Genomic DNA, 25,972 nt, shown 5'->3' on the forward strand with positions numbered 1-25,972 from the left:
AATCGCTTTATTATCGAATTTGGTGACCGCCTGAACGGTCACCTGTAATGGGGTGGGCAGTTACACAGATTTATTTACAGGCTCGTAAAGAACAGGCTGTTCTATCGTGGGGGGATTACCCCTCGACGTATCCAGCTTAAACCGAACCACGAAGCCGCAGCGAGTTGAATACAACGGACGCTGAACTCAGACTCATCGCCAGGGCTGCAAACATGGGTGATAGAAGCAACCCGGCAAACGGGTACAGGACGCCAGCAGCCAGTGGAACGCCTAACGCATTATAAATGAACGCAAAACCAAGGTTCTGCTTCATATTGAGAACAGTCTTGTTTGACAGGTCCCGGGCAATCGAGATACCCCGCAGGTCTCCTTTTACTAAGGTGATTTGCGCACTGTTCATCGCTACGTCCGTCCCGGTTCCCATAGCGATACCGACATTCGCCTTGGCCAGTGCCGGGGCATCGTTGATGCCGTCGCCCGCCATCGCAACGATGCAACCTTCTGATTGAAGCTTATCAACCAGATTCAGCTTGTCGGCCGGTTTCACTTCGCCATGAACTTCGTCTATGCCTAGTTGTTCGGCGACCGCTTTTGCCGTTGAAATACCGTCACCAGTAGCCATGATGACCCTGATTCCCGTGGCCTTGAGCGCCTGTACCGCTTCAGGGGTGCTCTGTTTGATGGGGTCGGAAACGGCGAGTAGGCCGACCAGTGTGCCGTCAACCGCCAGGTACATCACACTCGCACCCTTTGTCCTCCATCCCTCAGCGGTGGCAGCCAGGCCATCAACATTGACGTTATCCTGCTGCATGAACGCAGTGTTGCCCAACAGCAGTGTTTTGCCTTCAACCTTGCCCCGTACGCCTATGCCGCTACCCGAGTCAAAGTCGTCCACTGGGCTGAGCACCAAATTACGTTCGCGCGCAGCGCTGACAATAGCGTCAGCCAAAGGATGCTCGCTGCCTTGATCGAGGCTGGCAGCCAGGCGCAAGATTTCATCGGCGTCCAATTCGCCAGCGGAAACAGCCTGATCGAATGCGGGTCGGCCTTCTGTCAAGGTGCCGGTCTTGTCTACGATGAGCGTATCGACTTTGCGCAGATTTTCTATTGCTGCTGCATCACGAAACAGAACACCCTGGGTTGCGCCTCGTCCGGTAGCAACCATGACTGACATGGGCGTTGCGAGCCCCAGCGCACAAGGGCAAGCGATGATCAGAACAGCGACCGCATTGATCAGGCCATAGACCCAGCTTGGCTGCGGGCCGAACATGCCCCACACGACCAAGGTGAGGATGGCGATGGCTACCACCGCCATGACAAAGTAACCCGCCACCAAATCAGCCATCCGTTGCATCGGCGCCCGAGAGCGTTGGGCCTGAGCCACCAACTGGACAATTTGTGACAACACAGTGGCCGAGCCGACTTTCTCCGCCCGGATCACAAGTGCACCAGAGGTGTTCATCGTTGCCCCTATGACCTTGTCACCCGGGCGCTTGCTGATGGGTAACGATTCACCAGTCAACATGGATTCATCGAGAGAACTTGCACCCTCTTCAACAATGCCATCGACAGGAACTTTCTCACCGGGACGTACGCGTAAACGATCACCTTCATGCACATGCGTCAGCGGTACATCTTCTTCTGTTCCGTCTGCATTGATACGGCGGGCCGTCTTGGGCGCCAGACCGAGCAATGACCGGACGGCAGCGGATGTCTGGGAACGCGCGCGAAGCTCCAGCATCTGACCAAACAGCGTAAGGGAAATGATCACCACTGCGGCTTCGAAATAAACCGCCACACGCCCCATGGACATGAATGTTTCCGGAAATATACCGGGAGCTACGGTTGCCAGCGTGCTGTAGACGAAGGCGGCACCGGTACCCAAGCCGATCAGCGTCCACATGTTGGGACTGCGGTTGACCACTGATTGCCAACCCCGTACGAAGAACGGCTGTCCGGCCCACAGCACCACGGGAAGCGACAGTACAAGCTCTATCCACGTTTGCGTCGCCATCTCGAACCAGCCAAGCTGTGGCCCAAACATGGCAAGCACCGTGACAATGACGGTAAAAGGCAATGTCCACCAGAATCGCCTGGAAAAATCGTCCAGCTCGGGATTGTCATCTTCCAGACTGGGCATCAGGGGTTCAAGTGCCATGCCGCATTTAGGGCAGGTTCCGGGGTTGTCCTGACGTATTTCCGGATGCATCGGGCACGTATAAATTGTGCCTTTGACCGCTTCCGAGGGAGGTGGCGAGGTTGGTGAAAGAAACTTCTCAGGGTCATGCTGGAATCTATTCATGCATTTGGTGCTGCAGAAGTAGTAAGTTTTACCCGCATGCTCAACATGCTGGGCAGAGTCTGCCGTTACACCCATGCCGCAGACCGGGTCTGTAAGCCCTGAGCCCGTGTTGGAGGGAGCATGATGATGACAATGAGAATCAGAATTATCGTGCGCCATGGATAAGCACCTTTTCAAATAAGCAGGCAGTTTGCACCGCGTATTAAGCGGTTTCTTAAAGGAGGAGATTACATGAATCATGATGCCATAAGCTTATTAGTTAAAGATGACCAGGCTGCTCCCGCAAGCATTACATTTTAGTCATGTTATGCGAACAACGCTTTTCTCACCGATATAACCTAGCTTCCGGCCACCAACATTACATGCTTGTCATTTTCTGGTCATGTTGTGGGCAGATTTCAGACTATAAAATTGATATTGACGACAATGAAATGGACTGGCTTCCTTGGCCTGAACTGTAGAGCGGAGTGGAACGATGAAGATTCTCATCGTAGAAGATGAAGTGAAAACTGGGGATTATATCCGGCAGGGCCTCATAGAATCCGGCTTTGTGGTAGATCTCGCCCGGACCGGGCTCGATGGTCACCACCTGGCGATTACCGGCTCGTATAACTTGATTGTCCTTGATGTAATGCTGCCTGATGTGGATGGCTGGCGAATTATGCAGTCATTGAGAGAGGCCAGATCCACCACGCCTGTGTTATTTCTCACCGCAAGGGACAGTGTAGAAGACCGGGTCAAGGGTCTGGAATTGGGAGCGGACGACTATCTGGTCAAGCCTTTTGCTTTTTCGGAGCTGCTGGCACGAGTACGTACATTGTTACGGCGCGGTGCTGCGCCGGTTTTTCAGGATCAACTCCAGGTGGCTGACCTGATGCTGGATATACCTCGCCGTCGCGCACAGCGACATGGCGTGAGGATCAACTTGACCAACAAGGAGTTCACCCTACTTGAACTCCTTGTGCGGCGCCAAGGGGAAGTGTTACCACGCTCATTGATCGCTTCCCAGGTGTGGGACATGAATTTTGACAGTGACACCAATGTCATCGATGTTGCTATCCGGCGGCTGCGCGCGAAGATCGATGATGATTTTGAACCAAAGCTGATTCATACCGTACGCGGCATGGGTTATATGCTTGACGTGACACAGCCAGGCTAGCCCATGAAAAGACGCCCGCCATCTCTGGTCGTTAGACTCACCGTCTCCATTGGCGCTGTGATAACCGCTGTTCTCCTCACCTTTGGCTGGATGATGGAGCGCTCTATCAATAATCATTTCGTCCAGCAGGATGTGGATGAGCTCAATTCAGTAGTTCAGGCGTTGCAATACCTCCTCGCGACCATACCGGCCGATATACCCGCCGACGAACTGCATCAGCGTCTCGCTAGCGTGGTAACAGGCCATCGTAAAGCTCAATACCGAATCAGTACCGATAGCGGGTCATTGATCTACTCAACACCGGGTTTCAATCTGGACACGTTCGCCCGCACTGCCCGACCTGTAGAAGAAATCACTATCGATACGGTTGAGAGCTGGAATGATCATCAAGAAGCCTTTCGTGGTGCGGTCTTGTGGATTGAATCAGACAGGCTTGAAGGCAAAGCCAGGTTCAGACTCGCGGTCGCCACAGGAATCGACTTTCATCTGCATTACCTGGACGGCTTTCGGAACCACCTTCGGATTGTCACCCTTGCCGCGTGCTTGATAGTTCTTCTGGCAACCTGGTTCGCGATTTACCAGGGACACGCTCCTATTCGACGTATCAGCCGAGAGATGAGACGCATCAGGTCTGATCAGATGGATTTTCGCCTTGAACCGCGATCCGTCCCCGCCGAGTTGGTAGAGCTGACGATTTCCTTCAATGAAATGATTGGCAGGCTTGAAGATGTATTCCGACGCCTATCGGATTTTTCCGGTGACATCGCGCACGAACTGCGCACACCCATTACCAATTTGAGAACCCATACTGAGGTAGCGCTAACCCAGGCGCGCAGCGTGGAGCAGTACCGGGAAGTGCTGTATTCAAACCTCGAAGAATATGATCGCATGGCCAAGATGGTCGGTGACATGCTTTTTCTGGCTCAGGCTGATAATCAGCTGCTGAAACCGGAACTGGTCGATATCGATCTTCAGTCAGAGCTGAGAAACCTGTTCGATTATTTCAGCGCCTGGGCAGAAGAGCGGGAGGTGCTGTTAGAAAATACCGGAGAGCAAGTTCATGTCCATGGCGACCGACTAATGATCCGTCGCGCCTTGAGTAACTTGCTGTCCAATGCAGTCCGGCATACGCCAGAGGGGCAGAGCGTAACCACAACCCTTCAAGTGAACTCCGGTAACGTAAGAATCCGCATACAGAACCCAGGGCCACCTATACCTGAAGAGCATTTGAATCATATTTTTGAACGATTCTACAGGCTCGACGCATCCCGCCAACGTAGCAGCGAAGGTGCCGGGCTGGGCTTGGCCATCACGAAATCGATTATCGAAGCCCACGGCGGGAAGATCAGAGCGTTCTCCACAACGGAGGCAACCACGTTTGAGGTTCAATTACCTCTAAAAATGGAGTAGATGACGACATTGCTGCCCTGGAGCTCCGCAACCACAGGGCAGCGGCCCGGAATTACGCTGCCATCCGCTCGCATTCCTCTGCACATTTCCTGCAAGCTTCCGCGCATTCTTGACAGTGATCTATCTGATGTTTCCCGCATTCCTCCGCACAGGCCCGGCACACCTTCGCACACAGCGCACAAAACTCCCTGGCCAGTTCACTATCACGGCTCATTAATACGGCCGCCAGCGAACAAATATCTGCGCAGTCCCGATCAAGCTCAATGCAACGAGCCATCGCTTTCACGTCTTCCTCACGCAGACACGCGGAAGCGCACATTTCGCATGCCTGAGCACATGTCCAACATGCCTGGATACAGGACTGATACATGGAATTAGGGGTAAGCGGATTAAATGGTTGATCTTACCTTTGCATGAGAGTGAGACAGACCGGCATCTCATCGGATTATCTGGTTGATGCTTCACCTACTGCTGGTGCATGTTTCCTTCGCTAATTCCAGCAAGAACCCCACACGCCTCAACTTCGGCTCTAAGCCGTTTCCAGTGGAAATTGACTTCTCAACATACATGACCTGCGGTGGTACAACCGCCCGACACTGACGCCGACCTCGCAACTGATGAACAACCAGATCGAAGCCCTCTTCACCACCGCACTTGGCCTGCAGCCGCCCTGGCACGTCGCCAAGGTCGAGCTCAACACGGCCAAGCGGCGCATCGACTTCGAGGTTGAGCACACCGGCAAGCGTGCAGCCTGCCCTGCGTGCGGGGTCGAGCATCAGTTGATCCATGACCGGGTGCGCCGCAGTTGGCGACACCTGGATTTCTTCCAGTTCGAAGCGTGGTTGCATGCCGAGGTGCCGCGCGTGCAGTGCTCGGGCTGCGGCAAGACCACGCAGTTGCCGGTGCCGTGGGCACGAGAGGGCAGTGGCTTCACGTTGCTGTTCGAGGCGCTGGGCCTGTCGCTGTGCCGGGAATTGCCGGTAGCCCAGGCCGCCAATCAGATGCGGGTTGCGCCAAAGCGGCTGTGGCGGCGGGTGCGCCACTATGTCGAGGTGGCCCGTGCCAAGGACGACATGTCGGGCGTGCGCCACGTGGGCATTGACGAGACCAGCGTCAAGCGTGGGCACCAGTACATCACCGTGGTGCATGACCTGGCGGCCAAGCGCTTGCTGTTTGCCTGCCCCGGTCGTGACCATCAAACCTTGGGGGCCTTCGCCGAGGATATGCGCGTGCATGGCGGCGATCCGGCCGCCATCGAACACGCCTGCATCGACATGAGCGCGGCGTACGCCAAGGGGATCGAGCAGTCGCTGCCGAACGCCCAGATCAGCTATGACCGCTTTCACGTCGTGGCGCTTGCCAACGCGGCGATGGATGAGGTGCGACGCGAAGAGATGCGCAACTCGGCAGAAGCGGTCCGCGAGGCGGTGGGCGTGCACGGCAAGAAGACCCTTCGCCAACTGCTGTGGGGCATGCGCAAGGACTCGGCGAGCTGGACTCGCGCGCAGTTCGAGGCGATGCACTGGCTGCAGCGCTCGAATCTGAAGAGCGCGCGGGCCTGGCGACTCAAGCAGGCCCTGCGGCTGGTCTACCGCGAGGCGCGTGACAGCAATAGCGAAGCGATCGCCCTCGGCGCATTGACGAAGTGGATGAGTTGGGCGCGACGCTCGCGGCTCGAGCCGTTCAAGCGCCTGGCGGTCACCTTGAAAGAACATCTCGGCGGTGTCGTGCGCGGCATGCTCGACGGGCGCAGCAACGCCTACGTCGAGGCGATGAACAGCCTGTTGCAGAAGGCGAAAGCCGCCGCCCGAGGTTTCCGTGACCCGGAAAACTTCATCGCGATCGCCTACCTGCGAATGTCCAAGCTCGAGCATCTACCGCAAAGCCCCTTGGTGCCGGCAATCGCCCGCGACTACGGGCGCTACCGTCATGTATGTTGAGAAGTCAATTTCCACTGGAAACGGCTTAGAGCCTGAAACATCGAAGATGACGCAAGTCCATTTTTTAGCACCGACTCAATCAACACCTCCTTTCTTAAGGATGGTCTGAAAAAGTCATTTCTCGAAAAATGGAGCCCAGTAACCATGCGGGATACAGGGCAGCGGTTTCGCGAAAAACGGGCTTTTTCAGAGCTTCCTTAACCTTCAGGTTTATATTCACGCTCTTTATAGGCGAGCAACCGAAGTGCGTTGAACACTACTACCAAAGTTGAACCTTCATGGGCTGCGACGGCGGGACCAATTCCCAGACCGAGAATCGTTGCCGGGACCAGAATCGCCACAACGCCAAGACTGATGAAGAGGTTCTGGCGGATGATCTTCCGGGTGCGTCGACTGAGTTCGACCGCAAACGGCAGGTGCGAAAGATCGTCCGCCATCAAGGCAACGTCGGCAGTCTCCAACGCCACGTCCGAGCCGGCCGCCCCCATGGCGATGCCGACTGTCGCATGGGCCATGGCGGGCGCATCATTCACACCATCTCCTACCATCGCGACCTCAGTGGTGTCCCGCAGCTTTTTGATGGCCTCTACCTTGTCCTCCGGCATCAGATCACCCCATGCCTCGTCCAAGCCCACGTGCTTGGCGACGGCATCGGCGACGCGTTGGTTGTCGCCAGAAATCATGATCATGCGATTGATACCGATGGCACGCAGGCGTTCGAGCGCCGGCCGCGCCGTTGCGCGTGGCGTATCCATCAAACCGATGACCCCGAGATCACGACCTGCGCGGCGTACCGCCATGGTGGTGCGCCCCTCGATGCGGAGCCGTTCGACCGCCTCGGCGACCGGCTCCGTCAAGGCGGGTATCCTGTCGCTGCCGAACATTTCCGCCTTGCCGATTTCCACGGCATGTCCCTCGATCTCGGCGATCACCCCTTTGCCGGTGAGGCTACGAAGCCCGGATGCAACGGGAAGCGTCGTGCTGCCAAGGCGCTCCACGCCATCCTGTGCGATGGCCCGCGCCAAGGGATGATCGCTCAGCGCTTCGACGGCAACTGCCGTGGCCAGTAGCTCGGTCTCGTTGACGCCCGGTGCTGGCAGGACATCGGTGATACGTGGCCGTCCTTCGGTCAAGGTGCCGGTCTTGTCGAAGGCCAGGGCATCAAGCGAACCGAGCTTCTCAAGCGGGGCTCCACCTTTTATCAGTACACCGCCACGAGCAGCGCGCGCGACGCCAGACAAGATGGCGCTCGGCGTTGCTATGGCGAGCGCACACGGGCTGGCCGCTACCAGTACGGCCATGGCGCGGTAGAAACTGTCCCGGAACGGCTCGTCTACTACAACCCAGGCGAACAAGAGCAGGAAGGATGTAGCCAGTACGGCCGGCACGAAGACGCGTTCGAAGCGGTCAGTGAGTCGCTGCGTGGGAGATTGCCGCGTCTCGGCTTCGCTGACCATTTTGACCACGCGGGCCAGCGCGCTTTCCGAGGCAAGTTTGGTCACGGCGATGTCTATCGCGCCGGCACCGTTAATGGTGCCGGCAAACACGTGATGCGCCGCGTCCAAAAGATCAGGCCGGATATTGGCCTGCGCCGGGTCGGGAACCGGGCGTTTATCGACGGGCACGCTTTCTCCAGTGACCGGGGCCTGGTTGATGCTGGTTTCGCCGGACACCACGAAACCGTCGGCTGGCAAACGTTCGTTGGGCCGCACGAGCACCAAGTCACCCAGAACCAGTTCCTGCACGCCTATTTCCCTGACCTCGCCGTCGCGGCGGACACGGGCGGTCTCCGGCGCGAGTTCGGCCAGGGCTTCAATCGCCCGCTTGGCCCGGCCCATGGCGTAGTGCTCCAGCGAATGGCCCAGGCTGAACAGGAACAGCAGCAAGGCGCCTTCGGCCCAAGCACCGAGCGCCGCCGCACCGGCGGCGGCGACCAGCATCAACGTGTCGATCTCGAAGCGTTTGAGCCTCAGGTTCTGAACTGCTTCTTTGACGGTATAGAAACCACCAAAGAGGTAGGCACCGAGATAGTTGGCGATGGCGAGCCAATCTGCGACGGGCGCCCACTTATCCAACGCGAATCCGGTGGCAAGAAGTCCTCCGCACAGCAGGGAGAATATCAATTCACTGTTTTCGCCAAACACACCGGCGTGACGGTGCGCATCACCGTCGCCATCTTTGAGCTGATCGCTATCACGCCCAGCTGGGGGGTCTTCGGGCTTTCGGTTGACACCAACTTCCGCGAGCGCATCACGAATGTCATCCTCTGAGATTTTCTCCCTATCTAATTCCACCCGTACCACGCCACCAATACTGACCTCTGCTTCAAGCACGCCAGGCATGGAGAGCAGTCGTTTGGTCAAGGTACGTGCAAGTCGTTGGTGTGTGACGCCCTTGACCTGCCAGATCAGATGACCGTACCGCTGGGTAATACGCGCACCGGCAGCTTCGACGAGTTCGCGGATGCGCGCGAGCGATGGCGCTTCGGAGGCATAGTGAATGCATACCTCATGCGCCTGATTGTTGACGCCGCTGCGGATATGAACCTCTTCTATCCCTTGTTGCGCTCTCAGTTCAACGAGAAGACGCTGTACACAGGCGTCGGCATCGTGCGCAATATCCGGCAGTAGAACCGGAAGGTCGATCTGTAGTTTTTCAGTCATGACTTCTCCCTCGATCGCATTTTTCCACTGCCTCCGGGAATTCTGACAAGGACATATTTTGATGTTTGAGCGGGATAAGAAACCGGATGTAGTTTGCTTGTCATGCTCTGCCTCTCCCCGTTTCTTCCGGCTTCACCGCACGAGCAGCGAAGGTGGGCAGCACCATCAAGGTCAACACGGTGGCGGTGATCAATCCCCCGATAACGACGGTGGCGAGCGGCTTCTGTACTTCGGCCCCGGACCCTGTCGCTATCGCCATGGGGATGAAGCCGACGATGGCCACCAGTGCCGTCGTCAGCACGGCGCGAAGGCGGCTCGACGCGCCAGCGGCAGCGGCCTCCAGAGGCAGGTCACCAGCCGTCAGACGCTCACGAATCGCCTGCATCAGCACCAAGCCATTGAGCGTGGCCACACCCGACACCGCGATGAAGCCCACGGCTGCCGATACGGAGAACGGCATACCACGCAGCAGCAGTGCCAATGCGCCACCCACCAAAGCCAAGGGCACGCAGACAAAGACAAGCGCGGCTTCACGGATGGTGCCCAACGCCATGTACAGCAGGCTTCCGATCAGCAGAAACACGACCGGAACCACCATCATCAAGCGCGCCTCGGCACGCTGCAGATTCTCGAACTGGCCGCCCCAGGTCAGATAGACACCTGCGGGAAGCGGCACATCTGCCACGGCGGTCTGAGCCTCCTGCACGAACCCACCCAGATCCCGACCGCGTACATTGGACTGCACCACGATGCGGCGACTGCCATTGTTGCGACTGATCTGGTTGGGCCCTTCGCGTACGTCGATACGCGCCACCGATGACAAAGGCACCACGGTGCCATCAGCTGCAACGATGGGCAGGGCCGCCAGTTGCGCAGGATCATTTCGGGCGACTTCTTCCAGCCGAATCACGACGTCGAAGCGACGGTCGCCCTCGAAGATCTTGCCAGCGGATGTTCCACCGATGCCGGTTGCCACGGCCTCACTGACATCGGCGGCGCTCAATCCATACTGGGCTGCGGCCGCGTGATCGATCTGGACCGTGAGCGTAGGCAGTCCAGAGACCTGCTCCACACGCACGTCGGCAGCCCCCGGGATGCCGCGTAGCTTGAGCGCGATCTGATCCGCCGTTCTTTGCAGGATGTCGAAGTCGTCACCAAAAACCATGACAGCCAGGTCGGTCCTCACGCCTGAAATCAGTTCGTTGAAACGCAGTTCGATGGGTTGACTGAATTCGAATGCGTTACCGATCTGATCACTCACCAGCGATTCGAAGCGCTGGATCAGTGCTTCCTTGTCCAGTGATCCATCCGGCCACTCGGCGCGGGGATGGAGCACGATGACACTGTCCGAAATGTTGGTTGGCATCGGGTCGATGGCCGCTTCGGCGGTGCCCGTGCGCGAGAAGATGGTTTTGACTTCCGGCTCATTCGCCAAAGCCCTCTCCAAGGCAAGCTGCATCGACAGCGATTGCTCCAGGGAAGTCGAAGGCACCCGCAGCGCCTGCATGGCCAGGTTGCCTTCATCGAGCGTCGGCATGAACTCTCGTCCCAATGAAACGAAAGCCGTCAATCCGATCGCCAGCATGAGAACAGCACCGGCGAATACCGCTCGCGGCCGCATCACCACTCGGCGAATGACCGGTTCAACCTTGGCACGCACGAAGCGGATAAGGCGGGTTTCGTGCTCGCCATCATCCGAATAGCCATGCTCACCACCCTGCATCTTTGGCTCACGCACGAACAGGGCGGCCATTGCCGGCACGAAGGTGAACGAAAAAATGAATGCACCGACCAAGGCAAGCATGAGGGTCGCCGCCATGGGCTGGAAGGTCTTACCCTCGACGCCTTCCAGCGTGAGGATCGGTGCGAATACCAGCAGGATGATGGTCTGGCCGAAAGCAGCGGGCCGCACCATCTTGCGCGCCGCCTGGATCGCCACGCCCAGCCGCTCGCCTGCGGATAATGCACGACCCAACTCGGCCCGCTTCTGGCCAAGCATGAGCAGCGTCGCCTCGATTACGATCACCGCACCATCGACGAGGATGCCGAAATCGAGCGCGCCCAGGCTCATCAGGTTGCCGCTGATCTCGAAGCGATTCATGCCGATCACTGCGAATAGGAATGACAACGGGATCACCAGTGCAGTGATAGCTGCCGCGCGGAAGTTGCCCAGCAACAGAAACAACACGGCGATGACCAGTAGCGCACCTTCGGTCAGGTTCTTGGCGACCGTCTTGATCGTGGAATTCACCAGTTCGCTGCGATCAAGTACGGGTTCGGCCACGATGTTCGGTGGCAGGGAGCGATTGACTTCGGCAAGGCGTTCGGCCGCGGCCTGCGCCACGGTGCGGCTGTTGCCGTCGGCGATCATCAATGCAGTGCCGAGCACGGCTTCGTGCCCATCGCGCGTGGCGGCGCCCAGACGCGGCGCCTGCCCCAGACCGACGCTCGCCACGTCCGAGACGCGGATGACGAAGCCGTTGCGATTGGCGACAGGCGCCTGCGCCAGATCGTCGACGGTCTGCGCAAGGGCATCTGTCCGAACGATCAGACCCTCTCCAGCACGCTGGATGAATCCGGCACCTGCTTGGACATTGGAACGTTCAAGCGCCTGCACGAGATCACCCAGGCCGAGGCCGTAGGCTGCCAGCTGTTCGGCATTCGGGCGGATGGCATATTCCTTGACATAGCCACCGATCGTGTCGACGCCCGCAAGCCCCGGAGCCGAGCGCATCTGCGGCGCAATGATCCAGTCCTGCACAGTGCGCAGGTAGGTGGCACGCTCCTCTGGCGTCGTAAGGCGGTCGCCTTCCGGCGTCAGATAGACCTCGTTGGCCTGCCAACCCGGTTCGTTCGGTTGACCGACGTTCGCCGGATCGAACGGCGTGAAATCCACCGTCCACATCAGGACTTCGCCCAGTCCCGTCGTGACGGGTGACATCATCGGTGTCACCCCTTCCGGCAGATCTTCCTCCACCTCACGCATGCGCTCGCCGACTTGCTGACGTGCGAAGTAAATGTCGGTCTGGTCGGTGAAGATGGCGGTAACCTGTGAGAACCCGTTGCGCGATATGGAGCGCGTGCGGGTCAGCCCCGGTATTCCGGCGAGTGCGGTTTCGAGCGGATAGGTCACTTGGCGCTCGATTTGCGCGGGCGCTAGCGCAGGTGCGACGGTGTTGATCTGCACCTGACGATTGGTAATGTCCGGAACGGCATCGATGGGAAGCCTGCTGAGCTGAAACAACCCGTAGGCCATGACGAGCGTCGCGGCGAACACCACAGCCCAGCGAAACTGAACTGATTTCTCAATAATCATTTTGAACATGGGCTTCGCCTCAGTGACCGTGCTCGGCCTCGCCCTTGGCGAGTTCGGCTTTCAACAGAAAGGCATTGGTGCCAGCAATGCGTTCATTACCGGACAGGCCATTGAGGATTTCAATGAACCCACCCGCACGCCGACCGACAAGCACCGGCGTAGCGCGAAAGCCGCTGTCCTCAACCACGAATACGACGGATTGCCCTTCCACCGTTTGCACGGCATCGGCAGGTACGGTGAGTCCGGCTTCCTGTGTGTCCGTCACGACAATGGCCGTTATCGGTGAACCGGCTGGCGGCAGATCGCCGGCAGTTGATCGCGCTCGGATAACCGTTGCACCACTTTGTTCGCGGGCATTGGCGGCAACGCCGACCACGACAGCGTCAAAGTTGCGGGATGTTCCCGTCACTTGGATGCGGGTTTCCGTGGTGACTGCAGATGCCAGCGCCGGAGGCGCGTTGAACACCAGTTCCACCCGGGCCGGGTCTGCGATTTCCGCCACAGCGCCGCCGGCCGCCACAACCCCACCGGGGGTGATATTCACGGCGCTGACGATGCCGGCAATCGGGCTGTTGATGGTGAGCCGCCCCGAGGTATCAGGTGATCCACTGGCGGCGACTTGCGCCTGCGCTGCCCTCGCCGCTGCGTCGGCGGCAAGAGACCGTGCCCGGGATGCCTCCATCTCCTGGCGGGCGACGATGCCTTGCGCAACGAGATTCAGGTCCCGTTGATAGACAAGTCGCGCTGCCTCCGCCTCTGCCACCGCGGCATCGGCGTTGGCACGCAATGTGGCGGCTTCGCCGCTGACGATGATCGCCAGCGATTGCCCCACCTCTACTGAGGCACCGGTAGCAACGAGAATCTGTTCAACCCGGCCGCTGGTGACCGCGGCGACAATGGCCTTGGCGTCAACCGCCGGTTCAACGCGGCCTGACAGTCGATATTCATTCCCTCCGCCACGGCTGACGTTGACGATACCGATGCCCGACGCCTTGATCTGCTGTTCCGTCAGTGCGACGACACCTTCTTCTGTCGACTCTCCCTCGTGTTCGTCGTGGTCATCGTGTCCTCCATCTTCTTCATGACCCTCGTCATGAAAGGCATGATCACCATCCTCGGCCTGCGCTTCATGCTCCGCATGCGGCACGAATTGGGCGACGCCGAAGCCAAGCCCTAGGGCGATCAGTAAAGCTGCTCCAATGAGGAGCCGGTTTTTGGTTGAGTTCATGAATGCTTCCTCAGAATGGAGCGCGGCCATCAAGGCCTGCGAGTTCAACTTCCGCGCGGACGCGCGCTAACCGCGCATTGACGGCCGTATTACGTGCACTGATCAGAGCCGATCGGATACTGCGCAGCTCCAGTTGCGAGATACGCCCGGCGTCGAACCCCGCACGCGCGAGTTGGTAGGCTTCCTCCGCCGAAGCAACGCCTTTGTCGGCAGCACGTATGCGGGTAATGGACGCATCAAGACGGGCTTGGGCAGCACTGCGATTCGCCTGGGTTTGCAGCTTTGCCGTGGTCAACCTGGCTGCTGCGGCACGTTCCTCTGCACGGGCAGCACTGATCGCGCCCTTGTTTCTGTCGAACAAGGGGAGAGATACATTGATGCCGAAGGTGAATGCCTCCGTGTCGTATTCCTGGAACCTCCGCACACCAAGCGACGCGCTTACCGCAGGACGCGCACGCAACCGCTCGACACTCACCGATTTATTCGCGGCCTCCAGTTCTGCCTCGGCAATCTGAACGGTGAGAGGATTGCCCATGGCCTGAAAGGAGGCATCAGGGGAGCGGTTCAATAGACTGGGTTCGATGGCGGTCACTGGCTGGACCAGCATCGCGGCAGCAGTCAGTCTGGCAAATGCGGCATCGCGGTTCGCCCGCGCTTCGTCCACTGCAGCACGGGCAGATTCAACTTCACTGTTCGCCTGGATGCCGCGCAGTGAGGGTTCCCGACCTTCTTCGATCAGCAGCATGACTGCGTTCGCGTCCGCTTCCGTCAGTTCCAGCGCCTCGACAGCCAGTTCATATTGCAGGGAAGCCGCTTCCGCTTCGGAATAGATCAGCGCAAGACTGCCAGCGACCGTCCACTGTGTTTGATCACGCCGCAGCGCCGCGACCTTAGCTTCCGCCTGTGCGGCACCGATACGTGCGCCTCGCTGGCCCCACAGCTCCAATGGCTGATTGATGGAGAATGTTGATTCCGCAGCGTCGTAGCCGGAAAAGGGACCGCGACCGTAAACGTTTTCGGTTTCCACGGAGACAGAGGGATTGGGCAAAGCCCGCGCCTGTTGCGCGCGCGCATTGGCAGCGTCGAGCAACGCCTCCGCTTCAACCGTGATGGGGATGCGATCGAGGCTCTCGATCAATGCTTCATAGGGCGGAGCCGGCTCGGCCCGAGAAGGTAATGCGAATAAGACCGCTGTAACAGCCACAGCAAAGCCAACCGCCCACTGCGGTCGACTGAACGACGTGAACATGAGGAAACTCCCAAAGCTGAATGAGTTGACGAAACGGCCGCACGAAGGGTGCAGCCGGGAGTCGTCAGGCTTTGGGTGGGCGCATCAACCTGTCAGGAGTGCGAGACACAAGGGCATCACTGGCTGGCCACTGATGCGTCGAATTGAGGGACTCGGTTTTGGGGGCCGTGCCCGGGGGAATGTGAGCGTAGATATGGTGACAATGCCCATGGCTACAGGCGTCATGACCACTGTCTGAGTCGGAACCATTGCTCTGGCTATCCACACTCTCATCGTGAGAATCCGCCATGACATAGTGAGCATCTACGCTCTCGGATGCACACAGAAACATGTCAGCCACAGGTATGGCAACGAACGTTGCAAGCAGCAACGCCACCACCATGAGCCTATGTCTGATAAAAGTATGCACCATTTCGTCATGTTACCAAGAACCGGGGAAAAGCGGCAACACATTTCAGCGCCCAGCATCGCCACCGTACCGAGGGGACCGACTCGCCTTATGAAACTGTGGGGCCACGTTGCCTCCCGATTTCCCAGGTCACATGTCCCGCACGGACAGTCGCTGCGAGGGTGCTACCTAGCCGTTGCTCAATCACCGCCTTCCAGGGCACCAGGCTGAAACCCTTGCCATCATCGAGCATCGCAAAACGCCCGCTGGCCAGCATCACGCTGCGACGGTAGACGCCGCTGACGCGCTCGCCGTCACTGACTGTATGGGGCTCCAGGCCGGTTTCAGCGGCGATGATCCTGCCGCACGTCAAGATCACCGAACTACTACTGGAGGTGGACGAATGGACGGGCTTCACCCGGCACTTCACGCACCTGAAATCGGGCGACCTGGCCAAGGACAAGAATCTGTTGCTGACCACGATCCTGGCCGACGCGATCAACCTGGGCCTGACCAAGATGGCGGAGTCCTGCCCCGGCACGACCTACGCCAAGCTGGCTTGGCTGCAAGCCTGGCACATCCGCGACGAAACCTACGGGGCAGCGCTGGCCGATCTGGTCAACGCGCAGTTCCGGCATCCCTTCGCCGAGCATTGGGGCGACGGCACCACATCGTCGTCGGACGGCCAGAACTTCCGCACGGGCAGCAAGGCCGAGAGCACCGGCCACATCAACCCGAAATACGGGAGCAGCCCAGGGCGGACGCTCTACACCCACATCTCCGACCAGTACGCGCCGTTCCACACCAAGGTCGTCAACGTCGGCGTGCGCGACTCGACCTACGTGCTCGACGGCCTGCTGTACCACGAATCCGACCTGCGGATCGAAGAGCACTACACTGACACGGCAGGCTTCACCGATCACGTCTTCGCGCTGATGCACTTGCTGGGCTTCCGCTTCGCGCCGCGCATCCGCGACCTGGGCGACACCAAGCTCTACATCCCGAAGGGCGATGCCGCCTATGACGCGCTCAAACCGATGATCGGCGGCACGCTCAACATCAAGCACGTCCGCGCCCATTGGGACCAAATCCTGCGGCTGGCCACCTCGATCAAGCAGGGCACGGTGACGGCCTCGCTGATGCTCAGGAAGCTTGGCAGCTACCCGCGCCAGAACGGCTTGACCGTCGCCCTGCGCGAGTTGGGGCGCATCGAGCGCACGCTGTTCATCCTGGACTGGCTGCAAAGCGTGGAACTGCGCCGCCGCGTGCATGCCGGGCTGAACAAGGGCGAGGCGCGCAACGCGCTGGCTCGCGCCGTGTTCTTCAACCGCCTGGGCGAAATCCGCGACCGCAGTTTCGAGCAACAGCGCTACCGCGCTTCCGGCCTCAGCCTGGTGACGGCGGCCATCGTGTTGTGGAACACGGTCTATCTGGAGCGGGCGGCACACGGACTGCGTGGCAACGGCCATGCCGTCGATGATGCGCTGTTGCAGTACCTGTCGCCGCTGGGCTGGGAGCACATCAACCTGACCGGCGATTACCTCTGGCGCAGCAGCGCCAAGATCGGCGCGGGCAAATTCAGGCCGCTACGGCCGCTACAACCGGCTTAGCGTGCTTTATTTTCCGTTTTCTGAGGCGACCCCATCTATCAACCATCTGAGGGTGGTATCAGATTGATGGGGTGAAGGTGCCCCATCAACCATTAAATCCGTATACCCGGAATTAGTCTTTGCGTTCTCCGGAATCGTTGTTCCATCGTTAAACATAGTTGCTTGAGAGCTCCTTCAAGAGTCGCCCACATGAAATACGACCGACATGAACTGACCCCGTTCAGGCGATCTTCATTACAATTCTGTAAGGAACATAACCCTTCGCTTTTATTTCAGAAGTATCTCGGTGCGTTTTGTAGTGGTAGTTGTCAACAATGATGGCCCAACCCCGATCTCTTACATAAATGTCATTTTCAGGTCAGGCTCAAGTCAGGTTATTTTCCATATACTCTGTGTAAATACGGCAAGAACCATAGGAAGGTTACAGCGTGGTTTAGCTGCTTATGGATTAGCTATGAAGGAAGCGGAATACGAATTGCTACTCACCCAGCGCCTGATTTTACAGCCTCGGGCTGAACTGACCGCCTATGGCAAAGACGATGCGGTTAACGGACTGGGTAGCGGTTTGTCCGATGTCGCCCTGGGACTGCGATTGCGCTACGAGTTTTCACGCCAGTTCGCCCCTTATGTCGGTATCGAGTGGAACGGCACCTTTGGCGCCACCGCCGATCAGGCGCGGGCCAACGGCGATGCCACCAAGGATACCCGGTACGTCGCCGGGATCCGGTTCTGGTTTTAATCAAACGACTTATGTTTTTAACACAACCTAGGAGTCACATTATGAAACGCCAATCACTCAGCTATTTCGTCGCCCTGCCGGCATTATTGCTTGCCCTGTCAGCCCAGGCCCACGATCCCAAGGAGCACATGAAGGAGGCGCAGGCGCCGGACTGTGCGGCCATGAAAGACATGGATCATTCCAAAATGGACATGAAAGATCCGGTCATGCAGGCCATGATGAAAAAATGCATGAAGGCCATGCACAAGGATGAAGAAGGATCGCATGAAGCTCATGGGGATAAAGGCCATACCGATCACGGTAACCATGACGAAAAATCCGATGAAAAAAAGCCGGCCAAACACCAGCACAAAAAATAACGGGTAGCCATTCCTGAGGAGATAACATGACGTCCTTTAAGTTTTTATCCTGCTTTAAATGCCTCGCCGTTGCGGCAGGCGTGGCGGCGGTGACCGGTGTGGGGTTCCTCTATTCGGGTCTCTATCCGATGGGAGCCGATGACCATCACAACGACTTGACTTATTGGGCGCTGGAAACCCTGCGCGAGCGATCCATCGCCCGCGCATCAAACGACATCGAGGTGCCGACCGACCTGAATTCGTCCGAGCGCTTGCTGGCAGGCGGCGCCGACTACAACGACATGTGCACCGGCTGCCATCTCAAACCGGGCAAGACCGAAAGTGATTTTACCCTGGGGCTGTATCCCGCGCCGCCCAATCTAACACTGACGGGTGATAGGCATGGGCATGAGCATGCCGGTGACACTGATAATGATGACGAGGCCATTAAGCGACAATTCTGGATTATTAAACATGGCATCAAGGCTTCCGGGATGCCGGCCTGGGGGCCGGGTCATGACGATCAGCGCATCTGGAACATGGTGGCGTTCCTGCAGCGCCTACCCGAGTTGTCGCCGCAGCAATACCAGATCCTGACCGCGCGCGGCGCGGATGACGCCGGGCACCATTAAGGCTGGCTTCAGGAGGATACCCATGTCGCATGCCAGTCACAGACACCAAGCCCGTCAGCGCGGCGAGTTATTTCCTGCTGGTCGAACATCGTGAGCACCTGTTGGCGTTTTTGCCCTATGCAATCCTGCTTGCCTGTCCTTTCATGCACCTATTCATGCATCACGGCCATGGTCATCACGGCGTGCAGTCGCAGGAAAAGGAAAGATACAAGGCGCTTCGCCTGCACGACTGAAGTCTGCTCGTTACCTTGTCATCCATTACTTAATGTTCTATTCAATTGTCGTCAGAGGCAACTATGTATCGATTTAAATTAACGGGCTTGGTGTTGGGGCTGTTGACGCTGCCCTTGATCGCGGCCTGTAATGATGGGCCTAAAAACCCAAAAACATCTGACCCATCCGCTGGTGCAGTTGAAACGCTTACCGTCTACAAAAGCCCTACCTGTGGCTGCTGTAAAAAATGGATAGGTCACCTTGAAGACGAGGGCTTTGAGACCAGTGTCGAACACCCGGCTAATCTGGACGCCATCAAGGATCGCTATCGAATCGCAAACAACCTGCGTTCCTGCCACACAGCGGTGTCGTCACAAGGCTATGCCTTTGAGGGGCACATCCCGGCCCGCTATATTCATCAGTTTCTGGCTAATCCGCCAGCCGACGGGATTGGGCTGACAGTGCCCGCCATGCCCGTTGGCAGTCCGGGTATGGAGGTGGGTAACAAGTTCATGCCATACCGGGTTCTGCTGATGAAAAAAGACGGCAGCACTGAAGTGTTTGCCAGTGTCGAGAGCGCGGCTCAACAGGTTCAGCCACTCCAACAACCGGAAGCGCAGCCATGAAAATATTCGTCACCATGCTTTTTATCCTGCCGCTCGGTATAGGCAGTGTCATAGCCTTTGCGCAATCCCTTCTCGAGACCCTGACGCTGGACGAGGCGATAACCCTCGCCATAGATACCGATCCCTGGCTCACCGGTAGCCAGTACACTCAGCAGGCCCTTACCGACGAAGCGACTGCCGCGGCGACTTTGCCGGATCCCCGAATGAGCCTGATGGCCGGCAATTTCCCTGTTGATTCTTTTGACATCAATCAGGAAGGCATGACTCAGTTGTCGGTGGGGATCAGCCAAATGTTTCCCCGGGGTGACAGTCTGTCGCTCACCCGCCGACAAAAGCAGCAGCTAGCCGAGCAGCATCCCTTACTAAGGCTGGATCGTCGGGCCAAGGTAGGCGCTACGGTCAGCCAGTTGTGGCTGGAGGTCTTCAAGGCGCAGGAGAGTATCCGGCTGATCGAACAGGATCGCGCACTTTTTGAGCAGTTGGTGGATGCCGCCAAAGCGGGTTACTCCTCGGCGCTGGGCAGGGCACGTCAGCAGGACGTAATTCGCGCGCAGTTGGAGCTGATTCGTCTTGAAGACAGACTGACGATGCTCAGGCAGCAACAGCAAGCCGCACAGAAGCGCCTGTCCGAATGGATCGGCGCGCTTGCCACGGTCCCCGTGGCACCGGTATTGCCAACAGATTTTCTTGTCAGGCCGTTGTCGGCACCGACCATTAAGCAGGCCAGCGAGCATACGCGCTACGAATGGATCCGCCATCATCCCGCGCTACGGGCACTGGACCAGCGTATCGACGCAACGCAAACCGGTGTGGATCTGGCAAAACAGAAATACAAGCCCGAATGGGGCCTGACCGCCCAATACGGCTATCGCGACAGCGATCCCATGGGGCGCGACCGGGCGGATCTGCTCTCCATAGGCGTGAACTTCGACCTGCCCATTTTCACCGGTAACCGGCAGGACAAGGAAGTCAGAGCCGCCGTCAATCGAACCGAGGCCATCAAAACCGAAAAGCACTTGCTTGGTCGTCGGCTAATGGCGGAACTGGAAACCGCGAGCGTACAACTGGCACGTCTCGATGAACGCCAGGCGTTATACACCGATCAGCTGTTGCCGCAAATGGCCGAGCAGGCAGAGGCTTCACTTTCGGCCTACAACAACGACGACGGCGACTTCGCCGAAGCCGTGCGTGCCCGCATTGCCGAATTGAATACCAAGATCGACGCGCTCGCCATTGCCGTGGATCGGCAGAAGACCATCGCCCAAATCAATTACCTGCTCGCCGAGGCGTCGTTCGACGATGCACGGCCGGCGAAACCGTTTTAAAGGGGTTCAACATGAATACATTCACCAAAACCTTGCTGGGCACGGCCGTCGGCGCGCTGCTCGGCGCATCCGGCGTCTGGCTACTCGGCAACCCCGATGAGGGGGATATGACAGCAACCGGCGGTGAACGCAAGCCACTTTACTGGGTGGCGCCCATGGATCCCAACTACAAGCGCGACAAGCCTGGCAAATCGCCCATGGGCATGGATCTGATCCCTGTGTACGAGAAATCCGCCGGAGAGGATGAAGCCGGCACCGTCAAGATATCGCCCGAGGTCGTCAACAATCTCGGCGTGCGCACCGCCACGGTTGGGTCCGGGGCTCTGAATCTGGATGTCAAAACCGTCGGTTACGTGCAATACGATGAGAACCGGCTGGTGCATATCAGCCCGCGCGTGGAAGGCTGGATCGAGAAGCTCCATGTCAAGGCCGCCGGGGATCCGGTCAGACAGGGCGACCCCCTGTACGCCCTCTATTCACCCACCCTGGTCAACGCCCAGGAGGAATTGTTGTTGGCGTTGAAACGCGACAATCCGGTGTTGATCGGCGCTGCCGTGGAACGCTTGTTGGCGCTGCAAGTACCTCAGGCAGATATCGACCGGCTGCTTAAAACCCGCAAGGTCAGCCAGACCATCACCGTTGCCGCGCCGCAGTCCGGGGTACTGGACAATCTCGCGGTGCGTGAGGGCATGTTCGTCAAGCCTGGCTTGAGTCTGATGATCATCGGCCAACTGGAGCATATCTGGGTGATCGGTGAGGTGTTCGAACGACAGGCAAGCCTGGTCAAGACCGGCGACCAGGTGCGGATGCGGCTCGATTACCTGCCCGGTCGGGATTGGTTGGGCCAGGTGGACTATGTCTATCCGTCTTTGAATGCCAAGACACGTACCGCGCAAATCCGGGTGCATTTCGACAACCCGGACGACTTCCTCAAGCCGGGCATGTTCGCGCAGATGGTCATTGAGACCCAGGCGGGGGCTGAAGCACTGTTAATCCCGCGAGAAGCGCTGATCCGTACCGGCAGCCAGGCGCGCGTGGTGTTGGCGCTGGGTGATGGCAAATTCAAATCGGTGGCCGTTGAGGTCGGGCGTGTGGGCGAACGGCAGGTGGAAATTCAGTCGGGACTCAAAGAAGGGGAACGCATTGTGACCTCTGCTCAGTTCCTGATCGACTCGGAATCCAGCAAGACGTCGGACTTCAAGCGCATGGCCAAGCGCGATCAGCAAGGCGAATCAATGGATGTAAAGGCAGACGCTGATTCCCGCTCAGTCTGGGTGGCCGCACGTATCGACAGCCTGATGCCGGATCACCGCATGGTGACCCTGGAGCACGAGGCCATCCCGGACTGGCAATGGCCCACCATGACCATGGATTTCACCGTCGCTGAGGCTGTGGACATGGATGCGCTCAAACAGGGAATGCGCCTGCATGTGCAGATCACCAATAACAACAGTGGTGGATACCAGATTACCCAAGTGCATATTCCCAATGAGCAAGGCAATGATGCCATGCCTGCAGGAATGGATCACGGTCAGCACGAGGGTATGGATCACGGTGATATGTCGATGCCGGAGCACAGCGAACACCAGGGCATGAACCACGACGCTCACGATCAAAAGGAGCACAATCATGATTGAATCGATAATCCGTTGGTCCGTCGGTAACCGTTTCTTCGTGCTGCTGGCTACTTTGATGCTGGTGGGGATGGGTCTCTATTCGCTGAAAAACACCCCGGTGGACGCCATTCCCGATCTGTCCGATGTACAGGTCATTATTAAGACCAGTTTTCCTGGGCAGGCACCGCAGGTGGTGGAGGACCAGGTCACGTATCCACTGACTACTGCCATGTTGTCGGTACCCGGTGCGGTTACCGTGCGCGGTTATTCCTTTTTTGGCGATTCCTTTGTGTATGTCATTTTCGACGAGGATACCGATGCCTACTGGGCACGTTCCCGGGTGCTGGAGTACCTGTCTCAGGTCGCGCCCACATTACCGCCCAGCGCCCGGCCGCAACTAGGACCGGACGCCACCGGTGTCGGCTGGGTCTACCTCTATGCCTTGGTGGATCGCAGCGGTCAGCATGACATCAGTCAGCTGCGCAGCCTGCAGGACTGGTTCCTGAAATACGAGCTGCAAACCGTGCCGGGTGTTTCCGAAGTCTCGGCGCTCGGTGGCATGGTCAAGCAGTATCAAGTGAAGGTAAACCCGGAGAAACTGCGCGCCTTCGGTATTCCCCTGTCTCTTATCCAGATGGCTATCCAGCGCGGCAACCAGGAAGTGGGCGCCTCGGTGGTGGAAATGGCCGAAGCCGAGTACATGGTGCGCGCCAGCGGCTACATCCAGAGTATCGATGATCTGGCCAACATTCCGTTAGGGTTGGATGTTAACGGTACGCCGCTGTTGCTCAAGGATGTGGCGGATATCGAGTTGGGGCCGCAAATGCGCCGTGGCATCGCCGAGTTGAACGGCGAAGGTGAAGTGGTGGGCGGTATTGTGGTGATGCGTTTCGGTGAGAACGCCCAGAAAACCATTGATGGGGTCAAGGCCAAGCTGGAAAAACTCAAGGCTGGTTTGCCCGATGGCGTGGAGATCGTAACCGTTTATGATCGTTCAGGGCTGATATCTCGCGCCATTGACAGTTTGTGGAAAAGTGTGGTCGAAGAACTCGCTCTTGTGGCGTTGATCTGTGTCATTTTCCTGTTTCATGTCAGGTCCTCACTGGTGGCGGTCATCAGTCTGCCACTAGGTATTCTTACGGCTTTTATCGTGATGTATTGGCAAGGCCTTAATGCCAATATCATGTCATTAGGCGGTATAGCGATTGCGATAGGCGCCATGATTGATGGCGCGATTGTCATGATCGAAAACATGCATAAGCATATGGAACGTACGCCCTTGACGCCAGAGAACCGTTGGAAAATCGTGGCGGCGTCAGCCAGTGAAGTCGGTCCGGCGCTGTTTTTCAGTTTGCTTATTATCACTGTGAGCTTTGTACCTGTGTTTACCCTGGAAGCCCAAGAGGGCCGGATGTTCAGCCCGTTGGCCTTTACCAAAACCTATGCCATGGCAGCCAGTGCGGCGCTTGCTATCACAGTGGTGCCGGTTTTGATGGGATATTTCATCAGAGGCAAGGTGGTAGCGGAAAACAAGAATCCCGTTAATCGATTACTGATTGCCGGGTACATGCCCCTGCTGAAAACCGTATTGCGTTTTCCGAAAATTGCACTTGCCATTGCGGTTGTGATTTTCCTCGTTGGGATCTGGCCGGTTAACAAGATTGGTAGTGAATTCATCCCCGATCTGGATGAAGGTGATCTGATGTATATGCCGACCACTTATCCGGGGATCTCGATAGGCAAAGCCAGGGAATTGTTGCAGCAGACCGACAAGCTGATCGCGACAGTGCCTGAGGTAAAAACCGTGTTTGGCAAAATCGGCCGTGCCGAGACAGCCACGGATCCCGCTCCGCTGACCATGATCGAGACCTTTATTCAGCTCAAGCCCAAAGAGGAATGGCGCGAGGGCATGACCACGGAGAAGCTCAAGAAGGAGCTGGATGCGCTAGTGAAATTCCCCGGTCTAACCAACGCTTGGGTGATGCCGATCAAGACTCGCATCGACATGCTGGCCACCGGTATCAAGACGCCGGTAGGCATCAAGGTGGCGGGCGAGGATCTGCGAGAAATTCAGAAGATTGGGCAGCGACTAGAGCAGATCCTCAAGGATGTACCCGGCACAGCCTCGGTGTATTCCGAAAGGGTGGCCGGTGGGCGTTACATCAAGGTGGATATTCAGCGTGCACAGGCGGCGCGCTATGGCCTCAATATTGCTGATGTGCAGCAGGTAATAGCCACGGCCATTGGGGGAATGAATGTGGCGCAGACCATTGAGGGACTGGAGCGTTATCCGATCAATCTGCGCTACCCGCAGGACTATCGAGACTCGCCAGAACAGCTGGCGCTGCTGCCCATCGTTACGCCCAGCGGCCAACGCATTGCGCTCGCCGATGTGGCCAATGTCTATGTGGAGGACGGCCCGCCAGCGATCAAGAGCGAGAACGCCAGGCTGAATGGCTGGACCTTTGTAGATATCGATGGGGTGGACGTGGGCAGCTATGTACAAGCGGCCATGGCAACGGTCGAGCAGCAATTGGATTTACCGGCCGGTTACTCGGTGGCCTGGTCCGGTCAGTACGAATACATGCTGCGCGCCAAAGAGAAACTGACCTATGTGGTTCCTTTGACGCTTGCCATCATTATCATTCTGTTATACATGAATTTTCGTAACTTCACCGAAATAGCCATTATTCTGGGAACACTACCACTGGCGGTAATTGGTTCAATCTGGCTGATGTACCTGCTTGGCTATAATTTTTCTGTCGCGGTTGCGGTTGGTTTTATTGCACTGGCGGGGGTTACGGTGGAAATAGGTATCATCATGTTAACTTATCTTAACCAAGCATATCACCAATTGATAGATACCTGTCGTGAGCGTGGAGTGCAACCATTAAAAGAAGATTTGCTCGAAGCTGTGACACAGGGCGCGGGACTTCGTGTAAGACCCGTAATGATGACTACGGTCTCCACTATCGCTGGATTGTTGCCCATTATGTTCAGTTCCGGAACAGGTGCGGAAGTTGTTAGCCGTATTGCGGCGCCTATGGTGGGCGGAATGGTGAGTGCTGTGATTTTAACGTTGTTGGTATTACCCGTCGTGTATTACCTATGGCGCACCCGCTCGCTGAAAGCATAAGAGCCTGTAAACCAAATTGTGTAACTGCCCACGACTGAGTAACCTTTTTAAAAGGATGCCATCGTGGGTATGCAATTGGACC

18 protein-coding genes and 1 pseudogene are annotated in these 25,972 nt (G+C 57.7%); 12 read left to right on the top strand and 7 right to left on the bottom strand.

Annotated elements, in window-relative coordinates; all coding sequences use genetic code 11:
• Positions 1–136: 136 nt before the first annotated feature.
• Positions 137–2,461: a heavy metal translocating P-type ATPase gene (locus I9W95_RS03845; protein WP_225672043.1), complete on the bottom strand. Its 2,325-nt coding sequence runs from the start codon at positions 2,459–2,461 to the stop codon at positions 137–139.
• 316 nt (positions 2,462–2,777) lie between these two features.
• On the opposite strand from I9W95_RS03845, the gene I9W95_RS03850 reads away from it, so the two are divergent.
• Together I9W95_RS03850 and I9W95_RS03855 are read left to right on the top strand one after the other, a co-directional pair.
• On the top strand, positions 2,778–3,461 hold the full coding sequence (locus I9W95_RS03850; protein ID WP_225672045.1) for a heavy metal response regulator transcription factor: 684 nt from the start codon (positions 2,778–2,780) through the stop codon (positions 3,459–3,461).
• A 3-nt stretch (positions 3,462–3,464) separates the two neighbouring features.
• The gene (locus tag I9W95_RS03855; protein ID WP_225672047.1) at positions 3,465–4,871 is read left to right on the top strand and encodes an Imm58 family immunity protein; all 1,407 of its coding nucleotides are present in this window, start codon (positions 3,465–3,467) and stop codon (positions 4,869–4,871) included.
• 52 nt (positions 4,872–4,923) lie between these two features.
• Here I9W95_RS03855 and I9W95_RS03860 read toward each other — a convergent pair whose 3' ends face one another.
• Positions 4,924–5,241 (bottom strand): four-helix bundle copper-binding protein, encoded by a 318-nt coding sequence (locus I9W95_RS03860; RefSeq protein WP_225672049.1) that lies wholly within the window; start codon positions 5,239–5,241, stop codon positions 4,924–4,926.
• A gap of 247 nt (positions 5,242–5,488) precedes the next feature.
• On the opposite strand from I9W95_RS03860, the gene I9W95_RS03865 reads away from it, so the two are divergent.
• The gene (locus tag I9W95_RS03865) at positions 5,489–6,811 is read left to right on the top strand and encodes an ISL3 family transposase (protein ID WP_013260580.1); all 1,323 of its coding nucleotides are present in this window, start codon (positions 5,489–5,491) and stop codon (positions 6,809–6,811) included.
• A gap of 197 nt (positions 6,812–7,008) precedes the next feature.
• Here the strand turns inward: I9W95_RS03865 and I9W95_RS03870 are convergent, their stop codons facing one another.
• The 5 genes from I9W95_RS03870 to I9W95_RS03890 all read right to left on the bottom strand — a co-directional run bounded on the left by I9W95_RS03870 (position 7,009) and on the right by I9W95_RS03890 (position 16,085).
• On the bottom strand, positions 7,009–9,474 hold the full coding sequence (locus I9W95_RS03870; protein WP_225672051.1) for a heavy metal translocating P-type ATPase: 2,466 nt from the start codon (positions 9,472–9,474) through the stop codon (positions 7,009–7,011).
• Positions 9,475–9,574: 100 nt separating this feature from the next.
• A complete protein-coding gene (locus tag I9W95_RS03875) occupies positions 9,575–12,799 on the bottom strand; it encodes an efflux RND transporter permease subunit (RefSeq protein WP_225672053.1) in 3,225 nt (1,074 codons plus the stop codon).
• Positions 12,800–12,809: 10 nt separating this feature from the next.
• Positions 12,810–14,018 (bottom strand): efflux RND transporter periplasmic adaptor subunit, encoded by a 1,209-nt coding sequence (locus I9W95_RS03880; RefSeq protein ID WP_040113352.1) that lies wholly within the window; start codon positions 14,016–14,018, stop codon positions 12,810–12,812.
• Between the two features lie 10 nt (positions 14,019–14,028).
• Entirely contained in the window at positions 14,029–15,267 is a 1,239-nt protein-coding gene (locus tag I9W95_RS03885; protein WP_013260584.1) for a TolC family protein, read from the bottom strand.
• 497 nt (positions 15,268–15,764) lie between these two features.
• Positions 15,765–16,085 (bottom strand): DUF3363 domain-containing protein, encoded by a 321-nt coding sequence (locus I9W95_RS03890; protein ID WP_425340206.1) that lies wholly within the window; start codon positions 16,083–16,085, stop codon positions 15,765–15,767.
• Here I9W95_RS03890 and I9W95_RS03895 point away from each other — a divergent pair.
• The 9 genes and pseudogenes from I9W95_RS03895 to I9W95_RS03935 form a co-directional block, all read left to right on the top strand.
• A pseudogene (locus I9W95_RS03895) lies at positions 16,006–17,265 on the top strand (Tn3 family transposase); the annotation flags it as partial. The gene I9W95_RS03890 and the pseudogene I9W95_RS03895 overlap by 80 nt on opposite strands.
• A gap of 454 nt (positions 17,266–17,719) precedes the next feature.
• A complete protein-coding gene (locus tag I9W95_RS03900) occupies positions 17,720–18,004 on the top strand; it encodes a copper resistance protein B (protein ID WP_225672056.1) in 285 nt (94 codons plus the stop codon).
• Between the two features lie 41 nt (positions 18,005–18,045).
• Complete coding sequence (locus I9W95_RS03905) at positions 18,046–18,363, top strand: hypothetical protein (RefSeq protein WP_062817566.1); 318 nt, start codon at positions 18,046–18,048, stop codon at positions 18,361–18,363.
• A 26-nt stretch (positions 18,364–18,389) separates the two neighbouring features.
• Entirely contained in the window at positions 18,390–18,974 is a 585-nt protein-coding gene (locus I9W95_RS03910) for a c-type cytochrome (RefSeq protein WP_062383556.1), read from the top strand.
• A gap of 29 nt (positions 18,975–19,003) precedes the next feature.
• A complete protein-coding gene (locus I9W95_RS03915) occupies positions 19,004–19,207 on the top strand; it encodes a DUF2933 domain-containing protein (RefSeq protein WP_225672058.1) in 204 nt (67 codons plus the stop codon).
• A gap of 63 nt (positions 19,208–19,270) precedes the next feature.
• Positions 19,271–19,813 (top strand): DUF411 domain-containing protein, encoded by a 543-nt coding sequence (locus I9W95_RS03920; protein ID WP_225672060.1) that lies wholly within the window; start codon positions 19,271–19,273, stop codon positions 19,811–19,813.
• The gene (locus I9W95_RS03925; protein ID WP_225672062.1) at positions 19,810–21,138 is read left to right on the top strand and encodes a TolC family protein; all 1,329 of its coding nucleotides are present in this window, start codon (positions 19,810–19,812) and stop codon (positions 21,136–21,138) included. Before I9W95_RS03920 ends, I9W95_RS03925 begins: the two co-directional genes overlap by 4 nt.
• Positions 21,139–21,149: 11 nt before the next feature.
• Entirely contained in the window at positions 21,150–22,775 is a 1,626-nt protein-coding gene (locus tag I9W95_RS03930; protein WP_225672064.1) for an efflux RND transporter periplasmic adaptor subunit, read from the top strand.
• Entirely contained in the window at positions 22,768–25,890 is a 3,123-nt protein-coding gene (locus I9W95_RS03935; protein WP_225672066.1) for an efflux RND transporter permease subunit, read from the top strand. Before I9W95_RS03930 ends, I9W95_RS03935 begins: the two co-directional genes overlap by 8 nt.
• The last annotated feature ends 82 nt before the right edge of the window (positions 25,891–25,972 follow it).

It is taken from the genome of Thalassolituus marinus (assembly GCF_020320395.1).
GTDB classification, from domain to species: Bacteria; Pseudomonadota; Gammaproteobacteria; order Pseudomonadales; family Oceanobacteraceae; genus Venatoribacter; species Venatoribacter marinus.